Annotated in this window: 17 protein-coding genes and 1 pseudogene; 6 read left to right on the top strand and 12 right to left on the bottom strand. The window is 61.3% G+C overall.

The features are described 5' to 3' along the window. The first annotated feature begins 86 nt into the window (after positions 1-86). Positions 87-1010 carry a LysR substrate-binding domain-containing protein gene (locus PARHAE_RS20755; protein ID WP_126156387.1) on the top strand — a complete coding sequence of 308 codons (924 nt, stop codon included), beginning with the start codon at positions 87-89 and terminating at the stop codon, positions 1008-1010. On the opposite strand, the gene PARHAE_RS20750 is transcribed toward PARHAE_RS20755, so the two are convergent. The 8 genes and pseudogenes from PARHAE_RS20750 to PARHAE_RS22220 form a co-directional block, all read right to left on the bottom strand. After that, a complete protein-coding gene (locus PARHAE_RS20750) occupies positions 961-1200 on the bottom strand; it encodes a hypothetical protein (protein ID WP_126156386.1) in 240 nt (79 codons plus the stop codon). The genes PARHAE_RS20755 and PARHAE_RS20750 overlap by 50 nt on opposite strands. 23 nt (positions 1201-1223) lie before the next feature. After that, entirely contained in the window at positions 1224-1382 is a 159-nt protein-coding gene (locus PARHAE_RS22225) for a LacI family DNA-binding transcriptional regulator (RefSeq protein WP_126156385.1), read from the bottom strand. A 100-nt stretch (positions 1383-1482) separates the two neighbouring features. Continuing rightward, entirely contained in the window at positions 1483-2661 is a 1179-nt protein-coding gene (repC, locus tag PARHAE_RS20740) for a plasmid replication protein RepC (protein ID WP_241232929.1), read from the bottom strand. 177 nt (positions 2662-2838) lie between these two features. Further along, complete coding sequence (repB, locus tag PARHAE_RS20735) at positions 2839-3801, bottom strand: plasmid partitioning protein RepB (RefSeq protein ID WP_126156384.1); 963 nt, start codon at positions 3799-3801, stop codon at positions 2839-2841. Further along, complete coding sequence (gene repA / locus PARHAE_RS20730; RefSeq protein ID WP_126156383.1) at positions 3798-5012, bottom strand: plasmid partitioning protein RepA; 1215 nt, start codon at positions 5010-5012, stop codon at positions 3798-3800. The genes repB and repA overlap by 4 nt, the downstream gene beginning before the upstream one ends. Positions 5013-5105: 93 nt before the next feature. Next, entirely contained in the window at positions 5106-5450 is a 345-nt protein-coding gene (locus tag PARHAE_RS20725; protein ID WP_241232927.1) for a type II toxin-antitoxin system RelE/ParE family toxin, read from the bottom strand. After that, positions 5440-5721, bottom strand: a complete 282-nt coding sequence (locus PARHAE_RS20720; RefSeq protein ID WP_241232926.1) for a ribbon-helix-helix domain-containing protein — start codon at positions 5719-5721, stop codon at positions 5440-5442. Before PARHAE_RS20720 ends, PARHAE_RS20725 begins: the two co-directional genes overlap by 11 nt. A gap of 58 nt (positions 5722-5779) precedes the next feature. Next, positions 5780-6581, bottom strand: a pseudogene (locus tag PARHAE_RS22220) (recombinase family protein). Between the two features lie 436 nt (positions 6582-7017). Between PARHAE_RS22220 and PARHAE_RS20710 the strand changes: the two are divergent. The 3 genes from PARHAE_RS20710 to PARHAE_RS20700 all read left to right on the top strand — a co-directional run bounded on the left by PARHAE_RS20710 (position 7018) and on the right by PARHAE_RS20700 (position 9380). Further along, positions 7018-7677, top strand: a complete 660-nt coding sequence (locus PARHAE_RS20710; protein WP_126156382.1) for a L,D-transpeptidase — start codon at positions 7018-7020, stop codon at positions 7675-7677. A gap of 83 nt (positions 7678-7760) precedes the next feature. Then, a complete protein-coding gene (locus PARHAE_RS20705) occupies positions 7761-8306 on the top strand; it encodes a c-type cytochrome (protein ID WP_241232924.1) in 546 nt (181 codons plus the stop codon). Between the two features lie 309 nt (positions 8307-8615). After that, positions 8616-9380 (top strand): DsbA family protein, encoded by a 765-nt coding sequence (locus PARHAE_RS20700; protein WP_126156381.1) that lies wholly within the window; start codon positions 8616-8618, stop codon positions 9378-9380. A gap of 554 nt (positions 9381-9934) precedes the next feature. Here the strand turns inward: PARHAE_RS20700 and PARHAE_RS20695 are convergent. Then, a complete protein-coding gene (locus PARHAE_RS20695; RefSeq protein ID WP_126156380.1) occupies positions 9935-11494 on the bottom strand; it encodes a 4-hydroxyphenylacetate 3-hydroxylase family protein in 1560 nt (519 codons plus the stop codon). Between the two features lie 87 nt (positions 11495-11581). On the opposite strand from PARHAE_RS20695, the gene PARHAE_RS20690 reads away from it, so the two are divergent. Together PARHAE_RS20690 and PARHAE_RS20685 are read left to right on the top strand one after the other, a co-directional pair. After that, positions 11582-12223 carry a TetR/AcrR family transcriptional regulator gene (locus PARHAE_RS20690; RefSeq protein WP_126156379.1) on the top strand — a complete coding sequence of 214 codons (642 nt, stop codon included), beginning with the start codon at positions 11582-11584 and terminating at the stop codon, positions 12221-12223. Next, positions 12213-12743: an isochorismatase family protein gene (locus PARHAE_RS20685; RefSeq protein ID WP_241232923.1), complete on the top strand. Its 531-nt coding sequence runs from the start codon at positions 12213-12215 to the stop codon at positions 12741-12743. The genes PARHAE_RS20690 and PARHAE_RS20685 overlap by 11 nt, the downstream gene beginning before the upstream one ends. A 216-nt stretch (positions 12744-12959) precedes the next feature. Here PARHAE_RS20685 and PARHAE_RS20680 read toward each other — a convergent pair whose 3' ends face one another. The 3 genes from PARHAE_RS20680 to PARHAE_RS20670 all read right to left on the bottom strand — a co-directional run bounded on the left by PARHAE_RS20680 (position 12960) and on the right by PARHAE_RS20670 (position 16969). Further along, a complete protein-coding gene (locus tag PARHAE_RS20680) occupies positions 12960-13538 on the bottom strand; it encodes a recombinase family protein (protein WP_126156377.1) in 579 nt (192 codons plus the stop codon). Positions 13539-14106: 568 nt separating this feature from the next. Next, complete coding sequence (locus PARHAE_RS20675) at positions 14107-14607, bottom strand: acetone carboxylase subunit gamma (RefSeq protein ID WP_126156376.1); 501 nt, start codon at positions 14605-14607, stop codon at positions 14107-14109. A gap of 52 nt (positions 14608-14659) precedes the next feature. Then, positions 14660-16969: a hydantoinase B/oxoprolinase family protein gene (locus PARHAE_RS20670; RefSeq protein WP_126156375.1), complete on the bottom strand. Its 2310-nt coding sequence runs from the start codon at positions 16967-16969 to the stop codon at positions 14660-14662. Positions 16970-16972: the final 3 nt, after the last annotated feature.

Below are 16972 nucleotides of genomic sequence, written 5' to 3'. Positions count from 1 at the left end.
GCCCCGGATTTTAATCACAGCCCCTTCATGATAAGGAAATTGATAATGAGGCGACGTTACATAGCCGCACTCTATAAGGAGTCGAAATGCCGACCTTGCAGCAGCTTCGCTACCTGCTGGCAGTGGCCGACACGCTGAACTTCAGCCGTGCTGCCGAGCAGTGCCACGTCACGCAACCCACCCTCAGCATTCAGCTGAAAGAATTGGAAGCGCGGCTGGGAACCCGGCTGGTGGAACGCACGCGGGCCCGCGTCCTTCTGACCCCAGTGGGGACCGAGATCGCCCGCCGGGCCCGCATCATCGTGGCCGAGATCGACGACATCCGCGACATTGCCCGGCGCGAAGACCCGCACGCGATGCAGAGCCTGCTGCGCATGGGCGTGGTCCACACCGTGGGAGCCTATGTCCTGTCCATAGCGATGCCGACGCTGCGCCGGACCTTCCCCCAGACCCGCATCCATGTGCGCGAGGAAAAGCCGGAGCAGCTGCAGCACCACCTGGCCGACGGCCAGTATGACGTGATCCTTCTGCCCGAGGTTCCGGTGCGCGATGACTTTGCCTCTTTCGTGCTGGTGACCGAGCCTTTGCACCTTGTTGTTCCGCAGGATCACCCGCTGGCCCGCCGCAAGTCGGTCAGGCCGCAGGACTTGGCGGGCGAGACCATCCTGACGATGGAACGGCGCGAGGGACCGACCGATGACATCGCACGCCTTTGCCGCGAGGTTGGCGCGATCGAGGCCAGCGACTACGTCGGCACCACGCTCGACACGCTGCGTCAGATGGTCGCCGCCGGCATGGGCATCGCCCTGCTGCCCGCCCTTTACGTCCGCTCCGAGGTCATGCGCGAGGAACTGGTGGTGGCCGTCCCCCTGAGCGATCCCGTGCCAACGCGGAACATCTGCATGGCCTGGCGCAAGTCGGCGCAGCGGGCAGAAACCTATGTCGATTTTGCCGAAGCAATCAGTGGATGCCTGAAGCCTTGGGATGTGCAGCCGGCATCAGGCGCGTGAAGTGGGACGGGCCTCGCAAGCTCGCCACCAGCGACGTGATCCCCGTCAGCGGCAGGTGGGACAGCATCTCGAACAGTTGCAGCTCGAGCGCCGCGTCCTGCACCGAGGTCAGGCCCTGGTTCACCACCTGGCTGATCGCGGTGCCGCCAAGCGCGGTCACAGTCCCCTGCCCTTGTGTTATGCGCGTCATGAACATTGCCGCATTGTCGATCCCTACGTGAAGGTCGATTGCGGCTGGACGAGTAGCACCTCGATCCGCAGCAACCCGACAGCGTCGGGGCTGACACCGCCTCGATTGTTCAAAACCCTGTCGACTGTTACGGTCCCTACCCCCGCTTGGGCAGTAATGTCCTTGAAGGTCGGTTTGCGCATGGTTCTTCTGCCGGGAGACAGGATCAGGATGGCTATACAATCGTGATCATGGTTGCTGTTGCTGTGTGTCGCATACGCTGGAAGGGCAAAGGTTATGAGGCTAACAGTTCACAGCTGTGAACTTTGGCGCATCCCGGCGAGAAAGTGCCCTGATCATTTGGTCAATCGAGAACTGTCCGGCCTGTGCCTTCGCGGCAAGTGCCTGTAGATAGGCCCCAGGCGATCGAATCTGCGTAAACCGTTGAAGGATCGCCGCCAAGGTGGCCGCTGCGCAAATAGCGCCCATGCTCCCCTTCACGCGCGACCACACCGAAAGCTCAATCCCCATCATTGGTCTGACCTGATCTGCCGCATGGACAAGATCAGACCAGGTGCGGATGTCATGGTTGACGAACTGAACGATGTCGCCGCAGGTCGAGACGATAGCGTCCAGCGTCAGCTCGGCGGGTTCTTCAGCAGCCGGCACGCCATTAGCTTTTTCTTTGCAGCATTCAGATTCAAGATCTTCTTTATCTGATCTCTGATAGTGCTGCTCATTCTGGTTGTCCCAGGTGCCCAATTCATCTGTCTGATCAGTGGATATCCTGCCTCGGATATCCTTAAGAACAGTAGTCAATTCATTATGCAGCGTCCACAAATCTTGGGCGCAAGGCTTGCGGCGAAGGATGCGGCCTGCAAGGTTCACAAGACTCCGTTGCGGGTCATCAGAGGGCAGGGCGCCTCCCTGGCTTTCAACCAGGTCAAGGAGACTGATCACATCGCGCCGCATCAGGCTAATGTCGCTTCGCAGATCCGCCATCGCCGCCGCGGTGTCGCGGGCCCGCTGGGCGGCCGCCCGGATTTCGTCTGCACGCCGCAGCAAGGGCGACAGGTCTAAGCCGAACCGCTGTTCGCCAAGGGCACTGCGACGAATGTATCGCTTTCCATTTGGACTGTCATTGCGAAGGATCAGTCCGACCTCGACCAGACGGGCAAGGTGACGGCGCATGGTCGAACAGGGCATCCCGTTGAGCCGGTCGCAGATCGTCGAGTTCGAAGGGTATACGATCAATCGTTCAGGATCGCCCAGATCATTGCGGGGGTGGAAACTGACAAGCGCCTGCAGGACAGTCAGATCACGATCGGAGACACCGAAGGTCTCCCGTCCGGCCACCAGATCGCGCAATATGGCCCATTTATCGACGCTTCCGCCCGAAGACGGTTGCATCAGCGTCGCATGGCAGCGGATTTGGACAGCATCCACCCGCCGCCGGAACGGCGTTATGGCATCGTAAGTCATTGTTCGTTCACGAAGACAAAGAAATCCCGCGCTGCAAATCACGAAGGGACTTGCAGACTGTTCCGATGGCGATTACCTTTAATGTGCTACGATCAAAGGGTCTCGTAAGGTTTCGTGCTTTGCGGGACCTTTTCTTTGGCTGGGTCGTGCCTCCTTGCTGTTATGCCTATCTTGCCCTCACCCGCGCTTCTTCCAGCGGGCGTGAAGCTCCTCGATCGCGCCGGCAGCTTCGGATTGCAGCCATTCCGCGAACTTTGTGTCTTCGGTCCTGATCTCCAGCCGGACACCGGTCTTCGTTCTGATGACCTTGCCGGCGGGTTTTCCATTGATCGTCAGGGTGTTCGAATCTCCCGGTGTCGGGCGGGGCAGGGCGGTCATCTTTCGCAAAAGCCGGACTACCGCTTCGAACGCTGCAACCGAGGGATCGGCAACCTCCGGATCGGTCTGAGCCCTGACCCGAGCTGCAAGCTCCACCAGCTCCGCGCGATCCATGTCGGACTCGGCCAATGCGGCGGCCAGCGCCTCCCAACGGGGACGGCCCGTGCCATGGGCAGGGCCGATCGCCAGGGCAAGATCCGGACCGACAGTCCGGACAACGGCAAGAGCCATCGAGACCGCCGATTTCGTTACGTTCAGGATATCGGCGATCTGAGCCTGGCTGCCGAAATCGCTTTCGACCAGTTGGCGGGCAAACATCGCGCGTTCGATGAAGCTCAGCTCGCGGCGGCCTGTGTTCTCGGAAGCCTGCGCGCGGATTGCGGCGCTGTCGTCCATCGAGGCGATCATCGCGCGGATCTTGGTAACGTGGTCAGATCCGCGCACGGCCTCCAGCCGCCTGCGTCCATAGACCAGCAGGTAGCGGTCCGGATCCGAAGGATCGCGGCGGACCAGGATCGGCACGGTCTGCCCCACGGCCTCGATCGAGGCGCGAAGGTCGGCCACGTCCTGCGGGTCCATCCGGTCGGCGGCCCGGTCGTCGATGATCTGATCCGGATCCAGTTCCCAGATGCGGTGACTGTCCACGGCATCGCGCGCCGAACGCAGTGCGCGGTTGTTCGACATCATCGACGGCGGCGCGGCTGCCGCACCCTGGGCCAGGTCGTCCAGCATCGACATCCGGCGCTTCTTGCTTTCGCTCATTTGCGCCCCCAGGTCTGCTGGATCAGTTGCGCGATCTCGTCATTGACCGCGTTCAGGCTTTCGATCGCGCGATCATAGGTGGAGCGCGTGAAGGCCGAGCGATCGACCTCGTAAAGGGTCTGCTTCGTCAGCCCCGCATCCGAAATGGCGGTGGACTTCAGCATCGGCGCATTCAGGACCTTGTCGCCATACATCGTGCGCAGAAAGGCCACGATCCGATTCTGCGGGGCATCCGTCGGCTCGTAGCGGGTCAGCAGATAGCGCATCCAGTCATGCGACATGTCCGCACCGCTTTCCGCGATCACGTCCATCAGGTCGGCCGTCATCCGGAGGAACTGGCTCATGGACATGACATCCAGCATTTCCGGGTGGATGGTCACCAGCACGCCCGTCGCCGCCGAGAGGGCCGACATTGTCAGAAAGCCCAGTTGCGGCGGGCAGTCGATGACCACCACGTCATAGTCGGCATCGACCTGCGCCAGGGCTTCCTTGACACGGAAAAAGAACAGTCCGGCATTGCCCTGCGCCAAGGCCCGGGGCGTTTCATGCTCGAACTCCATGAGTTCGAGGTTGCCGGGGATCAGGTCCAGATTCGGCAGATAGGTCTTGCGGATCACGTCGCGGATCGGGGCAGGCTTCTCATAGCGGATTGCGTCGTAAAGCGTCCCGCCGTCCTGAAGGTCATATTCCGGCTGCACCCCATGCAAGGCCGTCATTGACGCCTGCGGGTCCAGATCGATGGCCAGCACGCGATAGCCCTTCAGCGCCAGCCGTTGCGCCAGATGGGCCGAGGTCGTCGTCTTGCCGGACCCGCCCTTGAAGTTCATCACGCCGATGATCTGCAACTTGTCGCCAAGCTGGCGGCCAGGCAGGTAATCCCCGACACTGCGCGCCGTCTTTTCAAGCAACTCCCGCAATTCCTGGATGTCCTGCACGGAATACATCCGGCGATTGCCGGCGGTCAGTTCGGGTGAGGGACCCTTGCCGTCCAGATGCAACTTGCGCAGATAGCTGTCGTTCACATCCAGAAGCGCGGCAGCCTCTCCCGAGGTGAACTTGCGCATGGCCTTGTGGGCGTCGGGCGGGAACAGGTTCTCACGCTGGGCATGCAATTGACTGGCCAGCCATTCGGAATGTTGCCGAATGACCGTGTTCAGGTTTTCCTGATCAAGGTCTCTGCCCGCTCGTTGCTCTCGCCTCGCCGTGTTCACGAAAAATGCCGTTCTGCTGCGATTTTTCGTGACTATGGCTGAGAATCGCTGCCTTTGGCAAGCAGAATTCCGGATCATCAGGCCTGATGCTTGCTATTCCTGTCCCAGCAAGCGGATCAACATCCGCCGATGCTGGTCCTGTGCCCCGAAAAAGACCGCCAGAACACGCACCTTCTGGTCCATGTCCTCCACCTTGAACCAGAAGGTCACACTGCCCAGGGTCAGTTGACGCAAGCCCGGCATCAGATCATCATGCCGGCTTCCGCGCCGCGGAGCTGTCGCAATGCGCGTGGTATCGTCAAGAATACCGGCCAGTCTGGCCTCGGCGCGTTGCAGGGCCTCTGTACGGCTTTCGCCAAACGCCATGTAGCTGTCGACGAGATGGTCGAAGATCAGGACAAAATCGCGCTCGGCCTCGGCTGCGAACTCAATCCGCATCACGATCCGCACGGCGGCGCGCTGCCGTGAAGCTATCAAGGCGACTGCGCATCGTTGCGGCACCGACGAAGGCTCCCTTGGCGCGCTCCTCCAGCAAGGCCTTTAATGCTGCCCGTTCCGCCCTTTCGCCTTCGGACTTCTGGCGCAGCAGTTCCAACCCATGCTGCACGACCGCGCTCACAGACGGAAAGCTGCCGTCCTTGACCTGAGCACGGGCAAAGGCATGTTGCTCGGCGCTAAGGGAAATCGACGATTTGACAGTCATGGTCATCTCCTTTGAAAGGAGAGTATGACCTGGTGGTACCTGCGTCAAGTCGGAGGGTCGATCCTCACGACAAGTCGTTGATCATCCCCATCCTCTCAGCCCGTTGCAGCAGCAGTCGCACGGTGGAGGGGAACCACTTCACGTTACCCAGGGGGATGCGCTCTCGCATCTGCTCCAGCCGGGTGGCGATGCCTGCCGGCGTCAGGTCGGGATCGGCATGTCGCATCCTGCCACGACGGCCAGCAGCCGGTCATTGGCGGTGCGGCGCGGCGCGATCCAGCACCGTCGCGGACATAGCGTCGGGCGGCGCGCTTCAGCCGCTCGACCGACCAGTCTTGGCCGATGCCGGCGGTGACAAAGCGCGCCAGAGCCTCCCAAACCTAAGGTCGTGCTCTCGAGCTTCTTGAATAGCCCTCGTCGCGGGCCAGGCGCAGCTTGCGGTTCGCCTCGCGGTTGCCTGCCCGAAGGCCGGGGTTGCCGCCCACCCGGCCCTGCGCCTTAGCCGAGCGCAGCCCCGCCTTGGTCCGCTCGCGCGCGTTCCGGTTCCGCCACCGCCCCCATCATCTGAAGCGAGAGGCGGCCCGGCGGCTTGGCCGTGTCGATCAGATCGCCGAGTGAGCGGAAATGCGCCCTCCGGGCCTCCAAGCGACTCGATCACCTGGAGAAGATGCGAAAGCGAGCGCGCCAGCCGGTCAAGCCGGACCACCACCAGGGTATCGCGGGCCGGATCGGCGCCGGAGGGCGCCGCAGGGCAGGGCGTTCGAGGCGTATTCCTTGTGGATGATCCCGCAGCCTGACGCCGCTCCGCCAGCTGCGGGTCGAGCGTCTGTCGCGGTCGAGACGCGGGCATAGCCGATCAGGGCCAAGGAACCGTCGGGATCATGGGTGCAAAGGGGTTATATGTTGTCGCGAGGAATCCGGCGGCAATCGGAGATGCCCGCTGGCCCTCTGGGCCTTTCCACGCGGCAGGCTCCCTCCGGACATGAGATCTTCGATAAGTCATCCGGATCCGACCTCTGTCCTGGCTGTCATATCTGTACAACCGGCATTGATCAGGACCACTGCCAAGATGATGAGGAATTTGTTTTTCATTTACGTCTCCTTGTCTGGTTTGCCTTATTGGAGCCTTCCTTGCACTCGACAGCGCAGCGCACAAGCTCGACAGCTGTCAACAGCAGGGGTCGCAGCTGGAACGCACATGATCTTGATCTACGCGGCATTTCGTCTCCTTGGCCAAATGCCCGGGAGCGGGTACCATTCTGTAATTACTGAATAAGATTATCAGAAAGAACGAGGCAGTAAATGATTCCGAAAGATACAGGTAGCGACCGACGCCGTTTTCTAGGTGGCCTTCTGGCCACAGCGGCGGTTCTGCCAGGCGGCGCCCTTCTGGCGCAGGGTTCTGACCCTAATACTGGGCAGCCTCTCTATGGCGCGCGCCCATCCGGTGGTGCGCCCGATCTCAGTGCCTATCAGGTCGATCCAACTGCGGATCCCCGGCGCAATCAGTCGTCGTTTCGCGCGAGACACTGGAGCGAGTTTTACCCGAGTTTGGGTAAAGGAGTGATCCTTGCAGATGTGACTTCGCGTGCAGTGCATTACTGGTCGGGTGATGAATCAATCAACCTGGCTTTCCCGTGCTCTATCCCTGTCACTGAAGATCGAACCCGCCGGGGCAAAACTGAAATTGTCAGAAAAGCAAAAAATCCGCCTTGGACACCAACGCCTAGCATGCGGGAAAAGGATCCCAATCTGCCGCAGCGAGTAGAAGGCGGAGATCCAAGCAATCCTTTAGGACCGTATGGTCTTTACCTATCATGGCCAGCCTACTTGATTCATGGCACTCATGACACGCGGAAAATCGGTCGGAAATCCTCCAATGGCTGCTACGGCCTGTATAATGAACATATTACTCGGCTCTACGAGGTGGCAGAAGTCGGAACGCAGGTGACGGTGTTCTAGAAGCCTCCTTGCACAGCCGCCACAGCTCGTGTTGGGAATGTGAAAACGTATGATCTCTCTTGAGCTTGCCGGTGTCTGACAAGATGGGAACTGCCCGCACGGAGGTTCAGGGCGGCGTTCCAACAACAGCTTTCAAGGTTGATCTTTGCGCAAATGGGCACAATTTGACACGCATGAGACGAAGCTATCTGCCTGCCATCCCAAAATGGGCGATATGCCTGCTTGTCGTCGGCTTTGCTACCGGAGGCGGTTGGGTGGTGTGGGGTTATGGCAAGACAGTCGATCTGCAACGGGGGGCTCAACTTTATTCCGAACACTGTGCAGTATGCCACGGTGCCCAGCTCGAAGGGCAGCCCGACTGGCAGATTGCGGATGAAAACGGCATTCTTCCTGCCCCGCCGCACGACAGGTATGGCCATACCTGGCATCACGACGACGCTATGCTGGAAGATTATATCCGCCGGGGAGGTCAGGCAGTCATAGATGACATGGGGGTGAGCATGACATCCGGCATGCCTGCTTTTGGCTCGAGCCTGAGCGATGACGAAATTGGCACCATACTTGCGTTCATCAAGTCAACTTGGCCCAAGCGAATTCAGGCTATTCAAGCCAGTAAAAATGATGGCTAGGCGAGGCAGGACTCAGAATAGTTATCTTCTGCGGATCATAGAATGCGTTCACATTACAACCCGTTTCGGTGCCGATCTCAACGCTATGGGCAACTCAGCGATGACGTGCTCGTTGGCCCCGGAAAACCGCTCGGGGCGCAGGCGCTCTGCCTCTGCCGTAACGGGAGGGTTTCCTATTGCCCCCTCCAAGGAGGGCTTGAGCCTTGGACGATGAGGCGGCCGGCGCGTAACGGCGGCATGGGGGAACTGAACGACCGTGCCATTCGGGTCAACGAGCGGGTCCTGCTTGGAGTTTAGGGTGGCTGTGGCATGACAATCCGGCGACGTGATGTGTTTGTTTTTGGGGGCATTGTCGCTGCAATTTATGGATTGCGTGCGCTTCCCTGGGAGCAGTTGACAGGCCGCGGCCTTACTTATGTCGAAATTGAAGACGTGCCGCCCTTTCGGCGCCTGAAGTCCGAGGGGCAAACTTCCTCTGCATCCGTTGCGCTGATTGGCCTTGATGGACCCTCGGATGATGCTGAGGCGCGCCATGCGCGGATGGAAGCCATGCGCGCCGACCCCTGCCCCGCCCTCTTCGGCACCGACCTTCCAACCGGTGTCGTCCCGATTGCTTATTTCAGCGAGTTTCGTTGCCCCTACTGCCGTGCGCTTGAACAGGATCTGGACAACCTGCTGGCTGATGACCAGGCCGCCTATCGGCTGGTGCAGCACGAACTTCCAATTTTCGGACCGGCATCTGAACTTGCCGCCCGTGCTTCGGTCGCGGCCGCACGGCAGGGCAAGCAGCAGGACCTACGGCGCCGCTTCATGCGCACGCCGCTCGTTGCCGATGAAGCTTCGGTATTGCGTGTGGCGTCTGACCTCGGCCTTGATGTCGAAAAGCTTTCGAAGGATATGGTCTCACCCGAGATTCAGGCCGAACTCGATCAAACGCGTGCCTTGGCTGATCTATTTGGCTTTATCGGCACGCCTGGCCTTGTGATCGGTCGGACCGTCCTGAATGGCGCAGTTCCTGTTTCGGTGCTCAGTCAGATTGCGAAGGACGAGAAGATCCTACCGCTCCCGTGTTGATAGAACAAAAACACCCGCTCTCTTGTTGATTAGGTGGGCTCTGATGATGTGACCGCCCCCCGACGGCATCTGATGTGCCAGGGTGGGTCTGCAACGATCCAAAAAGGGGAGCGGTCACATCATCAGAGCCGTCTGCAGCAGAAAAGTGTGCGCCGGGGCATCCGACGAGCCGCAAAGCCGTCCGGAAATCAAAATGTCCAATTACCCGCTGTTAGGATAGTTTTAGGACAAGTCCGCTCATCTTCCATAAAGCGGAGCCTTCTTTGGAATGCCCTGGTTTCACTGTACGATTAAGGATCGTTGAGAGGACAGCCAAGTTGCCCCTGAACAGGCCCGTTGAAGGCCAGCTGTGGATTTCTACGCTGAATGGCACGGTTCTGCTGGCGCTATTTGTCAGCGACCTTGCTTAAAGCCGCAACTGAAAGCCCCCGATCAGGTAAGGTGGCAGGATCGATGCGAGGAGCCCTAAGCTGCCCGTTCATACTTGGTTGCGCGCCGCACGACGGCGTCCTCATCGTGCATTCATCATTGCCTGGGACCAATCTCACCAGAGATCAGACAGACCTTTCCATTGCCAAGGAAGAGGCGGCCGTCCCTGAAGGCGGTGTCAGTTCAGGCGTTTCGCATCCTATTGTGCAGCATCTGCCCGGCTGCTTGCTCACACGCCGCCCGTCGTTGAGGAGGCCACGGTCGAGCAGGCTCTCGACCAGTTCCACCTTCTCCATCACCGGATAGTTGCGCCAGATCTCGCGTTTCATTGCCTCGGGCGAGCCGCCGCCATGGAGCGAGATCACCGAATACCAGCCTGCCTCGTGCGAAACCGTCAGATCCTCGATAAAACGGGCAACCTCTACGCGCTGCTCGAAGGGGATGTCGGCGCGTCCACCCATCACCGCGGCGATCGAGGCGGCGGTCTCGGGGTTGTGGTCCTCGTCCGGTCCTGGCAGCGCGACGATCAGCCCCCCCGAAACATAATGGGCGACGCGGTGCATGTCGTAGATCTTCGTGGCCAGCAGCAGCTTGCCAATGTTGGAAAACACCGCATCCGGCATGATCGACCCGGCCGCATCCTTGGTGCAATAGACCGAAGACGCCACCCCGCAGGCATAGAAGCTTTCGGTAATGGTGATCAGTTCCACCATCTGATCGCGGATATGCCCGTGACGGTCCGCGTCGAGTCCGTTGGCCTCGATCATCAGCGCCCCGGCCCCGATCAGCAGATCGCCGAAGCCCGCTCTCGCACCAATGCAGGAATGGCGGTGATGGGTTGCATAGGAGGTCGTCAGGAAGCCGCCCTCCTCGGTCTCGCCCGCGAGAAACACGCGGTCATGGGGCACGAAGACGTCATCGAAGACCACCATCGCCACGGCCTGGCCGTATTTCGCCGAGAACTTCGCCGCCGCGTTGCCTGGCTGGCCCGCCGGCCGCGAGATGATCGTCACGCCCGGCGCGTCACAGGGAACGGCGCAGCAGACGGCAAAGGCGCTGTCCTCCGGCATGTGCGTGCGACATGGCATGACGAGGAACTCGTGCATGTAGGGCGCGCCTGTCACGATGGCCTTGGTGCCCCGGATGACGATGCCGTCCTTCCGGCGCTCCGTGATGTGGACATAGACATCCGGGTTCACCTGCTTGCCCGGACGCAGGGACCGGTCGCCCTTGGCATCAGTCATCGCGACCCCTAGCGTCAGGTCGCGGTCCTGAATGTCGTGAAGATAGGCCAGGAACCGCTGGCCGTAGTCGGTGCCATGGTTGGCATCGATCAGGTGCGTTGCCTGCCAGAGTCCGTTCAGCGCATCATGCGTGAGGTAGCGCTGCGCGCAGCCGGAAGTCCTGCAGACCAGCCGCACGGCCTCAAGCTTGTCGAGCAGGTCCTGCGAGGTCTCGTTGATGTGCAGCATCCGGTTGACGGTCTTGCCGGAGGTGCCCTGCCGGGCCGTCATGATGCGCGCGTGCTGTTCCTGTAGGGCGAAGTCATAGGTGACACCCACACCGGCGATGCCGGGCGCCAGCAGCGGCTCATCGGCGACGCTTTCAACGGCCTGACCGCTGACGAAGACGCGGGGTTTGTAGGCCCGGAGCGAGTCCCGGTAGTCGGCAGCTGACATCAGCATGATGATTCCCTCCGGATTGTTTAAAATATCGAACGCTGTTAGATTAATGAGCAGTGTTAGAATATCTGTCAAGGATGATAGGAGGGCATGGTGGCGGAGCGTCAAACCCGGCGGACAGCGGTTAGCGAACACAAGCGCGCGTTGATCCTCGAAGCCGCGCGCCAGGTCTTTGCCGAAGAGGGGCTGGACGGGGCGAGCCTGCGGGCCATCGCGGTCAGGGCCGGATACACGCCCGCTGCGCTCTATTTTCACTTCGACTCCAAGGAGGCGATGTATGCCGAGGTGCTGCATGGCTCGCTAGTGTCCCTGGGTGCTGCGGTCGAGGGAAGCGTCGCCGGGACGAAGACTCCGCAGCAGCACCTAAAGGCCGCTGCCATGGCCTTCTTCCGGTTCTATGCCGAGAACCCGCGGGATCTGGACCTGGGCTTCTACCTGTTTCGCGGCGGCATGAAGCCGGCAGGACTGGGACGCGAGCGTGACGAGCGGCTGAACGCAGCGCTCGAAGCCGCCCTACGGCCAATTGCCGAGGCCGCTTTGGCACTTGGTGCCTCAGCGGAGCGCGCCAATCTGCTGATGGTGGATTGCTTCGCCCATGCGACGGGGCTTCTGCTGCTGCTCCATACCGGCCGCATCCGCATGTTCGGAGCCTCGGCGCCCGAGTTGATGGAGGCTTACGTCGATGAGCGCGTCGAGCGGCTTGTGGAAGGACAGGACCGTGATGACCATTGATCCCGCACGCTCCCTACTTCTCGTCATCGACTTCCAAGTGCGCCTGATGCCTGCGATCCATGAGGGCGAGCTGGCGGTCCGCAATGCGCGGCGGCTGACCGACGCTGCAGCGCTGATGGGCATCCCGTGCCTCTTCACCGAACAGAACGCCAAGGGTCTCGGCCCGACGGTCGACGAGCTTATGGTCCCGCAGGATCGACTGGTTCACAAGCAGTTCTTCGATGCCTGCCGCGAGGAGGGCTTTCTCGCTCGCATCCCCGCAGACGCCCATGTCGTCGTCCTCGGATGCGAGGCACATGTCTGTGCTCTACAGACGGTGCTGGGCTTGCTCGCGGCCTCACGGAAGACCTGGGTGGTGCGCGACGCGCTCGGCTCGCGCCATCCCGAGAATAAGGAGACTGCTCTGCGCCGTATGGAGCGCCACGGCGCCGAGATCGTCACGACCGAGATGGTGGTCTTTGAATGGCTGCAGAGCGCCGGCAACCCGCAGTTCCGGCAGTCCGTGGCATTGATCAAGTGACTGAACTGTATAGAAAAAAACCGAGTAGAGCGTCGGGGCTGGGTCAAGGCACCGCATTATCAGCGCTGCCAAGGCAAACGGGATGCCGCATTAAGTGTGTGGATTGCCAATGCTGACATATTCATTTGGCAGGCGCAGCGAACGTCCGCTTCGTCCAGCATCCCAGTTGTTGCGCCTTGCTCTTTGGATGACCGCTTCCACGCGCAGGTGCCCAAGCTATCGGTTTGTATCGTTTTTCGGTTCGCCATTTCTCAGGGCAGCGTACAAAGCGGACTTGCCGACTTTCACGCGTGCGGCGGCCTCGCGGACGGTGAGGCCGGTCGCAATTAGATGGCGGGCACGTGCGACCCTTTCCGGCGTGGCGGCCATCGGCCGGCCCCCCTTTCGCCCCCTTGCTGCCGCCGCCGTGAGCCCTGCGTTCGTCCGTTCACGGATCAGATCGCGCTCGAACTGACCAAGGGCGCCGAAAATGTGGAAGACGAGCCGCCCGGTGGGGGTCGTGGTGTCGATGTTCTCGGTCAGCGACCGGAACCCCACGCCGCGATCTTCCAGGTCGGCGACGGTCTGAAGCAGATGCGTCATCGACCGGCCGAGGCGGTCGAGTTTCCAGACCACGAGAATGTCGCCCTCCCGCAGGAACGATAGAGCCGCGTTGAGCCCGGGGCGCTCGGTTCTGGCGCCTGATACTCCGCGATCCTCGAAAGTGCGGGTTGCTCCGGCAGCATGGAGAGCGTCGAGCTGAAGGGCGAGATCCTGTTCGGCGGTTGAGACGCGGGCGTAGCCAATGAGGGACATGGGTCTCCGGCGGAAAACTGTGCGCCGGGGCATCCGACACACTCCATTTGTCCGCAAAGCCGTCCAGAAATCAAGTTGTCCAGCTACCCGCTGTTGGGATAATTTTCGGACAGACTCTATGATCTTCCATAAAACGGACGTTTTTCGGAATTCACATGAGCAACGTGCTGAACGATAGGGGATCCTCAATCGTTTCACGGCGCTCGGTATCCCCGTGACACAGCCCGTCGGCTGACATCAGGCAGGGAAAGGGGACCTCCGGCCTTCAGACACTTCGTGCAACAGCGCCGGTTTCGGTGCATTCACACTTGGAGCATCGATATCTCCGCACTGCGCAATCAGGCGGCAGCACGGAGAAAATTCCCGCGCTGTCTCGGCCCCACGCGTCCTCGATGTCTCCGGAAAAGCTTCACGGAAATACTCGATTTGCTCTGCATCAAGCATTTGCCTCAGGTCACCCTTAGCAGCGGTTCGGTGCAAATTTGGCGCACCGCCCCGTGCATCTCGCCGCGTTCTCTTGGAAAAGGCCGGAACGCCGCGAACGGCGTTCCAGCTTGTCGGACCGATCTCAGGCGCGCTCGGGAACGGGCAGGCCCAGCCATTCCGTGTAGAAGGCATCGATGTCGGGTTCGAAGTCGTGGATCACCGGATACCAGGGGGTCGGCGCCTCGACATCGAGAAGGTCGCCGGATTTAGGGCAGTAGTATTCGCGGATCACCTGCCAGTCGGTCGAGGGGGCCATCAGGCGGGGGTAAAGCTCCTCCATCTCCTGGGGCGTCTCGCGCACGCGCATGACCGCATGCAGCTTCCAGTTCTCGCGCCAGTCGCAGAACTCGTGACCGGCATGGGACTTGACGACCCATTTCCTGTCCGAGGCGCGCTGCACGATATACAGCTTCGGTCCCAGCGGCAGGATGATCTTGTCGTCCCACGGCACCTGCTCCTGCAGGATGTCCAGGTAGATCTCGAACCGCTCCTTGTCCTTGGGGGTCGAGAGCATCGTGTGCAGCGTGTCGCGGTCGATCTTGCCGTCGACCAGGTCCTTGATCTTGGCTTTCGTGTAGGCCATTTCGCGTCTCCTGTTGGGTGGGGGGCACCGGGCCGGCCGGTGCCCGGAAGGCTCATTCGTCGACGAACTGGACGGTCTTCACGTCCGGCAGCTCGCTGATGTCCATGGAATATTCGCGCCCGTAGGACGGGATCGGCAGGTCCGCCTCCATCAGCGCCCAATCCCCGGGCAGGTCCCAGAACTTGCGGAAGCTTTCCTCGAACTTCGGCCCCAGCTTGAAGGACGCCGCGAACATCTGCTGGACATGGACGCCCGCGTCCTTGTCTAGGATGCGCTGACGCTCGCCCTTCATCCATTCCCGTGTAGGGACGGCCTTTTCCAGCCGCTCCTTGCGGATCGTCGCGCGCAGGGCCTCGGTGCCGGCCTCGTCAACCGCGAACTGGCCGTCCTTGCCGCGCGCCAGCTTCACCCCGTAGACGCTGGCGGCGAAGCGTTCCAGCAGGTAGCCGCCGTTTACGTCCCGCGCGACCGATTCCGCCTCGCGGTCCAGCGGATCGCCGAAGCCGGGGCCGCCGCGCATGTAGTTCAGGTAGAGGTCATAGTCCTTGAACATCGCCTCGGTGGTGATGGCCTGCTTGTCGCGCTTGATCAGCGCGTCGGGCAACATCGCGTCCCAGGTCGGGTTCTCGGGGTCGGTGTCGCCGCCATGGGGGATCGGGCCGCCGTTGGCGATGATCTCCTTCAGGCCGGTGTCATGCGCCTCGAAGCGATAGCCCGAGGCCGCCGGATAGCCGCCCATCAGCCCCCAGTCCGAGGAGATATGGCCGTTGCCCATGAAGAACATTGTCCAGTCCTTGGCGTTCCAGACCATCCGCAGCGATTCAAAGCCGCAGCCGCCGCGATACTTGCCCGCGCCGCCCGAGGAGGCCTTGATCTGGCGGCCCAGGTAGACCAGCGGCTCGGCCAGTTCCCAGATCTCCATGTCGCCCATGTCGCCTTCCGGGTTCCAGATGGCGGCGGCATGGCTGATCCCGTCCTTGATCGCGGAGGCGCCGACGCCATTGGCCGCGCATTCGAACGAGTTGACGGCGTGGATCTCGTCAAACTGGTTGAACCCGCCGCCCTGCAGCCAGTTCGAGGTGTTCGCGTTGCCGGCGTTCACCTCCTCCAGGTAGCCGCGGCCGAAATAGGACCGGGAAAGTCCCCGCCACAGCGCCGTCCAGGAACTGACGAGGAAGTGCCAGCTGTAGCTGAAGGCGACGCGGCGATCGTTGGGGTTCATCCAGGTGCCTTTGGGCAACCGGAACTCGGTCCCATAGGCGGCGCCGTCATTGATCATCTCGGTCGGGATCAGCGATTGCGTCATCATCACCCAGATACCGGAGGTGAAGCTGACCGCATGGGCGTTGTAGGTATGCCAGCCCCAGCGGGACGACCCCTCGAAGTCCAGTCGCCATGTGCCGTCCGGCCGGATCGTGATCTCGGACGGTGTGTGCATGATCGTGTCCACCTTGGCGAAGTCCGAGGGAACACGGACATCGTCATGGGCGTAGGGCACGTCCACGAAGCCGACCTGCCGGTACTTGCCCGGAATGGTCATCGCCTTGATGCGGGCCTGCAGGCCGACGCGGCCGTGTTCGATCGCTTCATAGGCGAATTTCCAGTAGTTCTCGATCCCCTCATCGGCGATCACCTGCTCGACGAGATCACGGATCATGTGGCAGCCGGCGATGCGCGTGCGCTCGTCCAGCATCCAGTAGCGCGTGGTGCGCACAGAGCGCTGGCTTTCATGCAGCCAGTCGCGCATCAGCGTGTCGTTCTGGCCGATCTTGCGGCAGGTGATCTGATAGCCGTCACCGAAACGCTGGATCTGCCCCGTGGACATCGAGCCCGGCCCGACCGACCCGGTGTCGATCACATGGGTCACGCCGCCGACCCAGCCGATCAACTTGCCCTCGTGGAAGATCGGCACGATCGTGTGGATGTCGCAGGTATGGACGTTGCCGATCAGGCTGTCGTTGTTGCAGAAGATATCCTTGTCATTGATGCCCGGGTTCGATTCCCAGTCGTTCTCGATCATGTACTTGATCGCTGCACCCATGGTGCCGACATGGATGATGATCCCGGTCGAGGTCAGGATCGCGTCCCCTGCCGCGTTGTAAAGCGTGAAGCAGAGTTCGCCTTCCTGCTCGACGATGGGGCTGGCCGCGATCTTCTTGGCGGTTTCGCGGGCATCCACGACCCCGGCCCGAAGACGCGAGAACAGCTTGTTATACATGATGGGCTGGCTGTCGCGCAGTTCCATCTTCTTGATGCCGCCGTAATGACCGGTGCGCTTGGTGGCATCCATCAGCCGGTCGCGGTGCTGTTTCAGGGTTTCGCCACCACGGACGATGCCCTCGACCTTTGCTTGCATATTCATCTG

The sequence above is a fragment of the Paracoccus haematequi genome (assembly GCF_900631945.1).
Classification (GTDB): domain Bacteria; phylum Pseudomonadota; class Alphaproteobacteria; order Rhodobacterales; family Rhodobacteraceae; genus Paracoccus; species Paracoccus haematequi_A.
Note: the sequence above shows the minus strand (reverse complement) of the source record. Positions and strands in the feature narration are given on the sequence as shown.